Here is an 8,006-nt window from a genome sequence, read left to right as displayed (position 1 = left end):
ATAAAGATATAAATTTACAAAATTTTTAAAAATTTTTGTAAACCCTTTATTATCAATGGTTTAAGAATAAAAAAAAGTGTGAAGACAATGCTTGTCCATCACACTTTTTGATGAAATAGAAAAATAATTCATATCCTAAGAGGATTTATTTTACTTCAAGGTTTGTTCGAGTTTTTTTATTTTCATGTCAATTTCTTCAATTTCTTTCATCAAGTCATTTTTATGTGGTCCAATTTCTTGCTGAAATTGTTCGACTGTTTTTTTAAAGTCAGAGGATACCTCTTTCATGACTACTGAGCCATCCTTTACCGTTTTGATGAGTTGTTCTTTCAATGCTTTGCTTTCATTTTTAAGTTGGTGTAAAAGATCTTCGAGTTGCTTTCGATTTAAGTTTAATTGTCCGCGTAATTCTTTTCCTGAAGAAGGAGTTGAAAGTAATGTGGCAATGCTGCCGATCACTCCTCCAACAACGAGACCAAATAGTAAAGAATTTTTATTTGCCATTCTTATCCCTCCATATTTTATGTAGATCATTAAAACACTCGTACAACCTCTTATCAACATACCCAAAGGTGTCTTCATTAAACATTATACATAGATACAGAAAAGTTAGCATAAATATTTAGAAAGTCCTTCATTACTTCCTACTATTGTCCACTTCGGTTCGTGCTTCGATGGACAGGTTTTCGTAAATTTAGGTTCTTTTGAGATTTTGCTTCAAGGAGGCAAAACCAACATAAGATGTCACCAAACCAATTTCAAAAATGCATCAAGATTGAAGGGAGGATGAGCATGTCAGGTGTTATCTTTTTATTTTTTGTCATAAGCTTATTACTATTTATTGGTGCTTTTCATTATTTTAAACTTCTACAACAATCAACATCTTATCCACCTAAAAAAGTAGTCAAACAAAAGGTGTCTGTACTTGCTACTGGAGGAGTCATCATGCTGGTAATTGGTGTTATTTTAATGTTTTTTAATCAGTAATGGAGATCCGGGTGAAAGGTGACTTAGATCTGCGTACTTAAAATAATGAAAGAAAAACCCCGATCAAATGTGATCGGGGTTTTTCTTTATACGTTCTTAAGCAACTGTTAAGTTTTTTGAGCGTTTGAAAATACTTTGAACAATTGGCAGGATAATAATCATGGCTGCTCCATTAAATAAAGTGGCAGGAAGAACAACAGTTAGAAACAATGTTGTAAATGCGACACCACCTGGTAATCCAACAATTAATAAGGCAGCAGTTAAAAAGATTGTTCCTGAAACAATTGTACCAATAACAGCGAGTACAGTAGCTGTGGCAACTTTATGGGCAATTTTCTTTACAACTAAGAATAAGCCGTAAAATACAAATGCTGTAATGATTTTGTCAATGATGTTTGGTAGAAACCCACCAGGGAATGTTGATGTTAACGCAGATAAAAATCCAGTTACGATACCGAGTAAAGTAACATTTTTCATACTTGGAAACATAATGATTCCAATAAACATCATCAATAGAATCATGTCAGGCTTCATTCCATTGTAGAATGGAGGCATCACCATATGCAAAACAGCCCCAATTGCCGCAAATAAAGATAAAATAACTAATACTCTCGTGTTCATTTTCTCATCTCTCCTCTTCTAATCTCATAAACTAATCTCCCCAATAGTGAACTCATTTCCTATTGCGAGAGCTTATCGTTATTATAGCAACAATTACTTATTCCGTACAGATTTTTTCTTTGAGTGTTACTACCAAAAAAAGGGGCTGTCACCCTAATTAGGAACAGCCCCTTACATCTTATTAACTGTTTTGATTTTTAAATTCTGTCATGAATTTTGCTAATGCTTCACATGCTTCCTTAGGAACAGCATTGTAAGTTGAAGCACGGCATCCACCTACAGAGCGATGACCTGCAAGGCCTATAAATTTACGCTCTTTTGCTTCCTGAAGGAATTTTTTTGTAAGTTCCTCATTTTGAAGTGTGAAGGTAATATTCATTAAAGAACGGCTGTCTTTTTCAGCATGTCCTTTATAAAATCCATTACTTTCATCAATCGCAGAGTAGATGTAGCCAGCTTTTTCTTCATTGATTTGTTGAATCTGTTTTACTCCACCGTGTTCTTTTACCCACTCGAGTACTAAAGAAAGCATGTAAATAGCAAAGGTAGGAGGTGTGTTATATAATGAATTATTTTTAGAATGAGTTGAATATTTTAAGATCGTTGGAACGTCTTCTTTTGCTGTTTCTAGAAACTCTTTCTTCACAATAACAACAGTTACCCCAGACGGTCCAAGGTTTTTCTGAGCTCCTGCATAAATAAGATCAAATTTCTCTACATCAATTTCAGTGCAAAGAATATCGCTAGACATATCAGCGATTAAAGGAATAGGGCTTTCAGGATATTCCTTCCACTGAGTACCAAAAATCGTATTGTTTGATGTGATGTGAAGATAAGCACCATTTTCAACGTCATTTAATGAATAGTTGGTTGGGATGTGTGTGTAATTCTCATCTTTACTTGAAGCTAAAATAAGAGTTTCTCCAAATGTTTTTGCTTCTTTTAACGCTTTTTCTGACCATGAGCCAGTTGTAATAAAATGAGCTGTTTGACCAGATTTTAGGAAGTTCATTGGAATCATAGTGAACTGTAGGCTTGCTCCACCTTGTAGGAAAAGAACTTCGTAATTGTCAGGAATTCCTAGAAGCTCTCTTAATAATGAATTTGCACGATTATGCACTTCTTCATAGTCTTTACTACGGTGACTAAGCTCCATAACAGACATACCTGTGTTATTAAAATTCACTAACTCTTTTTGTGCGCGCTCTAGCACGGGTAATGGAATTGCCGCTGGTCCAGCATTAAAATTATATGCTCTCAATGTATTGCCCTCCTTGATATGAACGTAAAATAATACTCATATCCTATCATGAATAGAGAAGGAAATGTAGACTGAAAATTTTCATCTTTGTGAATGTTGGTGCAGAAAACGTTTACATTTCCTTCGAAAAACATTTCTTAATGACTTAGTGTTTGATAAACTACTAAAATAGTAAAGAAAAAATCACATTCTATTCTTTCATGGAAGTTTATGTTTGTATAAACACTTCCAAATACTAAAATGATACAATGAGTAACTGCACACAAAAAGGAGGTTTTCATGACTCTAAGAAAAAAGCTACTAATTGCTTCAATCAGTATTATTTCTATATTTATGTTAATGATCGTTCTATTGGTTGGAATAATCACGAGTCGAATTCATCATATATACGAGCAAGAGCAGGTTACAACGCAAGTTAACCAAACACGTAATTTATTAAATAATGAATTAAAATCTTTGGATCGTTTAAATTTAGACTATGCTGCATGGGATGACACTTTTTCTTTTATTGAAAACAAAAACGATCTTTATATTCAATCGAATCTTACCTCTGAGACATTTCTACAAAACAATATTGATCATATGGTCTTCATAAACAATAGGGGAAAGATTGTTCTTGTTAGACAAATTGATGCTGAAGGAAAACTTAATGAAAATTATATTGATAGTAATTGGCTAGATAGATATAAACTTAAAAAAGTTCTTCATACAAATGAAAAGATAAACGGTTTAATTAAAACTCCTGAAGGAATCATGCTATTATCCGCTCGCCCGATCTTAAACAGTCAATATGAAGGACCTTCAAATGGAACACTTATTTTTACTAGAAAGTTAGATCAAGAACTTGTTAGTGAATTAGGCAATATCATTGAGCTTGATCTTTCGTTTTTTCAAGACGCACCTAAGAAATTGTCTAAACAAGAGATGGAGCAATTAGAAAATGAAAATTTATATATTGACGAGGTAAGTGATACTACAATAGCAGGCTACAGTGTTCTAACCGATCTGAAAGGTGATCCACTTTCTTATATTGAAGTGAAAAGTGAAAGAACCATTTATAAAAATGGTAGGATGTTAATTCTATTAAATCTACTTTCATTTCTAGCCCTTGTAACAATTATTTGTACTGTACTTTATTTTACTTTTGATAAGATATTCGTTTCGCGAATCTTATCGTTAAAGCAAAGTATTGCCAACATTCGTTCCTACAACAATAATGGAAATAGCGTTGGTAGTCACGGTGATGATGAGATTGGCCACTTAGCAATGCAAATAAACGATATGCTTACAACACTTGAAAAATATAATAACAAATGGAAGAAAAGAGCAAATTTTGATTCCCTTACTAATCTCCCTAACAGAGGATATCTAACAAAAAAAATGAATGATTTATTTTCAGCTGAAGAAGAATTTGCTGTATTTTTTATGGATTTAGATGGTTTTAAGGAAGTGAATGATTCTTATGGTCATGAAACAGGTGATAGTTTATTACAGCTTGTAGCTGAACGGCTTAAACATATCGTTCGTGAGGGTGACACAGTATCAAGGCTTGGTGGAGACGAATTCGTTTTGCTTGTAAATATGAAGAGGGACGAAGATCAATTAAGAATATTAGCTGACAGAGTGATCAAGAAACTGAATGAACCTTATAAAATCAATAAGATTGTGATCACTGTATCGGCAAGTATTGGGATAGCACAATCGCCTAAACATGGGACAGATTATCATTCCCTTATTAAGATGGCAGATGAAGCCATGTATATAGCAAAGAAGGCAGGAAAAAACAATTTTCATTTATTGTCATGAAAAAACAAAAGGGCCGTCATGGCCCTTTTATTTAATTCCTTCTTTAATTGTGTTAGCAATTTCTTGGAGATCATCTGGTGTATACTGATCTGCATGTGACTTCCATACAGCACCAAATCCGTCTCCCTTGCCGTATCTTGGCAGAATATGCATATGATAATGAAAAACAGATTGTCCGGCCTTTTCTCCATTATTGTTAAGTAAATTTAGGCCAACAGGCTGAAATTGCTCTTTTATGGAGTTGGCAATTTGGGGAACAACCTCAAATAATTTACTCGCAATTTCAGGTGTTAATTCATAAATGTTTTCTCTATGTACTTTTGGAACAACCAGCGTATGTCCTTTCGTTACCTGGCTAATGTCTAGAAAGGCAATCACATGTTCATTTTCAAATACTTTTGCACTTGGAATTTCTCCCTTAACAATTTTACAAAAAATACAGTCACTCATTTTTTTCACTTCCTTCAAAAAAATTCTTATTCAACAGCTTTCAACATTATTTGTAAAGCAAGTATGTTATGTTTAACTACTAGAAATCCATCTCATTTTCGAAACAACTATATTTTACCATAAGAGAAAAGAAAAAGAACAGAGTGAAACGAATGTTCACCCTGTTCCCGAGGAAGGAAAAAAACTCATATTATGGGAAAATGTCTTTGATAAACACCTCATTTAACATTTAGATTTAAATGCTATCTGATGTGTGAAGACCATTGTTCAATGCAATCATCCCCTTGTTACTAAATAAACGTTCTAACATTTCGGAAACTGTATTTTGACAAACACCTCATTTATAAAATGATGCTATACAGAGCGTTTATTTCAGAAAATAGCGGCCTGTAGACACCTCATTTCGTGAGTGTTCAATCATCAATGGGTAAAAACAATATAATTGTCTTTGACAAACACCTCATTTAACATTTATTTAAATGCTATTTGATGTGTAGTGACCATTGTTCAATACAATCATCCCCTTGTTAGTTGTTTATATAACATAACAAAAAGTGGAATTGTCTTTGACAAACACCTCATTTACAAAATGATGTTACATTCAGGCATCTAATTCAACAGAATAGCGGCCCGTAAACACCTCATTTCGCGAGTGTTTTTTCAATGGTTAAGCAATGATCCCTTGAGTTAAAAGAAATTGTCTGGGACAAACACCTCATTTAAAGGTTTTTGTTTGAACAATTAACCCTTCCTCACTAATTATGATGTCCCGTAATTACAGGATTATGCGAAAAAGTTTTCTAAGTTTAGGCAAGTGATTTAAATTTTGATACTATAAAAAGAAGGTAGCGAAAAAAGTCTTTAATTTTTTCCTGCAAAACTAAATGGACAAATTAAAAAGTAAAAGGAGAAACGTGATCATGACGCTTCTAAAGGTTGAACATTTAACAGGCGGGTATACTCGAAAACCTGTCTTAAAGGATATTTCATTTGAGGTGGAAAAAGGCAATATTGTTGGTCTAATCGGTCTAAATGGTGCAGGTAAAAGTACAACAATCAAGCATATTATTGGAACAATGGAAGCTCATAAAGGACAAGTCTCCATTAATGGGAATACCTTTGCTTTAGATTCTGCAGCCTATCGTTCACAATTTAGCTTTATACCAGAAACACCGATTTTATATGATGAGTTAACACTATATGAACATTTAGAGCTAACAGCGATGGCATATGGAATTGATAAGGACACTTTCGAAAAACGACTTCAGCCGTTATTAAAGGAATTTCGGATGGAGAAGAGGTTAAAGTGGTTTCCAGCTCACTTCTCAAAGGGTATGAAGCAAAAGGTCATGATAATGTGTGCCTTCTTAGTTGAACCTGAGCTTTATATTATTGATGAGCCTTTTGTTGGTTTAGACCCATTAGCTATAAATTCATTATTGGAAATGATGGATCAAGCGAAAAAACAAGGCTCAGGTATTCTTATGTCAACACACATACTAGCAACAGCGGAAAGATATTGTGATTCTTTTATTATTTTACATAACGGAGAAGTTCGCGCAAAAGGAACATTACTTCAATTAAGGGAACAGTTTGGGATGAGAGACGCGACTTTAGATGATCTTTATATTCAGTTAACAAAGGAAGATCAAGATGAAGAGCGTTAATGAGATATGGCAAACACGAGTAAATCAACATATAAATGAAACTAGAATGTACTTGAAGTATATGTTAAATGACCACCTTCTTTTTGTTTTTATTTTTTTAGGAGCAGGTGGAGCTTTAACTTATCAAAGATGGCTTGAAACATTATCTCCTGATTTTCCGGCTATCGTAATTATGACATTCACCTTTGCGTTTATCGTCATAACGTCAAGTGTTCGAACATTGTTGAAAGAAGCTGACATTGTTTTTTTACTACCGATGGAATTTAAACTAAGAGGTTATTTTCAAAAAGCTTTTAGATACAGTTTTATTACACAAAGCTTTTTCATTATTGTTCCTTTAATTTTATTTACACCCTTGTATTTTAAAGTAACAGATGCAAACGGAAGGACTCTTCTTATTTGTTTGGGGCTTTTACTACTGGTAAAGTTTTGGAACTTAAGGGTAAGTTGGGCGATGAGCTTTTATACAGAAGCTTCAGCAAAATGGAGTGATCTGATTGTTCGATTTGTTTTAAATGTATCTGTGATTTATTTTATTTTCTCACAAGATTACCTTTTCTTAATTGTTCTGTTTGTTATTATGACAGGTTATGTTTTGTATTTTTCAAACAATGTAAAACAGAAGGCATTAAAATGGGAGCAACTTATTAAAAGAGAAGAAGGAAAGAAGCAATCTTTTTATAAGCTTGCAAACTTATTTACAGATGTGCCTAAGCTTAAGAAACAGGCAAAGCGTCGTGCGTATCTCGATTGGATGGTCAAGCAAGTAAAGTATCATCAGGAAAATGTATATGAGTATTTGTATGTGCGTGCATTAATTCGATCAGGCGACTATTTGGGCATTATTGTTCGGCTAACAATCATCGGAAGCATAATCTTGTCATTCTTAAATGAACAGTTAACAGGCTACATCGTTGTATCCATTTTATTTATTTTTTTAACCGGCATTCAGATCATGAGTTTATATAAACATTTTGAATTATTAGAGTTGACTAACTTATATCCAAATGCTGAAAAGAAAAGATTAACAAGCTTCTTGAAAATAATGTTTACAGTCTTTTTGGTACAAACGGTGATTTATTCACTCATCACATTACTATTTGCAACTGTATCTATTTTTGGTGGAACCTTTATTGTAACAGCTTTATTTTCCTATCTTTTTGTTTTTATTTATATGAAAAATAGAATAAAGAAGAGTGAAAAGGATGTATAGG

General features: G+C 33.3%; 8 protein-coding genes. 4 read left to right on the top strand and 4 right to left on the bottom strand.

Annotated features, from left to right (window positions below; genetic code table 11):
* Positions 1 to 150 precede the first annotated feature (150 nt).
* Entirely contained in the window at positions 151 to 504 is a 354-nt protein-coding gene (locus tag ACEWK1_RS15110) for a YtxH domain-containing protein (RefSeq protein WP_416636460.1), read from the bottom strand.
* A 288-nt stretch (positions 505 to 792) separates the two neighbouring features.
* Between ACEWK1_RS15110 and ACEWK1_RS15105 the strand changes: the two genes are divergently transcribed.
* Positions 793 to 987 carry a hypothetical protein gene (locus tag ACEWK1_RS15105; protein WP_121664627.1) on the top strand — a complete coding sequence of 65 codons (195 nt, stop codon included), beginning with the start codon at positions 793 to 795 and terminating at the stop codon, positions 985 to 987.
* A gap of 96 nt (positions 988 to 1,083) precedes the next feature.
* Here ACEWK1_RS15105 and ACEWK1_RS15100 read toward each other — a convergent pair whose 3' ends face one another.
* A complete protein-coding gene (locus tag ACEWK1_RS15100; protein ID WP_121664628.1) occupies positions 1,084 to 1,608 on the bottom strand; it encodes a tryptophan transporter in 525 nt (174 codons plus the stop codon).
* A gap of 181 nt (positions 1,609 to 1,789) precedes the next feature.
* The gene (gene serC, locus ACEWK1_RS15095) at positions 1,790 to 2,869 is read right to left on the bottom strand and encodes a 3-phosphoserine/phosphohydroxythreonine transaminase (RefSeq protein ID WP_416636459.1); all 1,080 of its coding nucleotides are present in this window, start codon (positions 2,867 to 2,869) and stop codon (positions 1,790 to 1,792) included.
* 279 nt (positions 2,870 to 3,148) lie between these two features.
* Between serC and ACEWK1_RS15090 the strand changes: the two genes are divergently transcribed.
* Positions 3,149 to 4,675 (top strand): diguanylate cyclase domain-containing protein, encoded by a 1,527-nt coding sequence (locus tag ACEWK1_RS15090; protein WP_416636458.1) that lies wholly within the window; start codon positions 3,149 to 3,151, stop codon positions 4,673 to 4,675.
* A 27-nt stretch (positions 4,676 to 4,702) separates the two neighbouring features.
* Here ACEWK1_RS15090 and ACEWK1_RS15085 read toward each other — a convergent pair whose 3' ends face one another.
* A complete protein-coding gene (locus ACEWK1_RS15085) occupies positions 4,703 to 5,125 on the bottom strand; it encodes an HIT family protein (protein WP_416636457.1) in 423 nt (140 codons plus the stop codon).
* Between the two features lie 920 nt (positions 5,126 to 6,045).
* Between ACEWK1_RS15085 and ACEWK1_RS15080 the strand changes: the two genes are divergently transcribed.
* Both ACEWK1_RS15080 and ACEWK1_RS15075 read left to right on the top strand, forming a co-directional pair.
* A complete protein-coding gene (locus tag ACEWK1_RS15080; RefSeq protein WP_098795302.1) occupies positions 6,046 to 6,792 on the top strand; it encodes an ABC transporter ATP-binding protein in 747 nt (248 codons plus the stop codon).
* Positions 6,779 to 8,005, top strand: a complete 1,227-nt coding sequence (locus ACEWK1_RS15075) for an ABC transporter permease (protein WP_212136071.1) — start codon at positions 6,779 to 6,781, stop codon at positions 8,003 to 8,005. Before ACEWK1_RS15080 ends, ACEWK1_RS15075 begins: the two co-directional genes overlap by 14 nt.
* Position 8,006 lies beyond the last annotated feature (1 nt).

The sequence above is a fragment of the Metabacillus sp. YM-086 genome (genome assembly GCF_048059995.1).
In the GTDB taxonomy this organism is placed as follows: domain Bacteria; phylum Bacillota; class Bacilli; order Bacillales; family Bacillaceae; genus Metabacillus; species Metabacillus litoralis_B.
The sequence above is the reverse complement of the archived record's forward strand: the minus strand, read 5'-3'. Positions and strand labels throughout refer to the sequence as shown.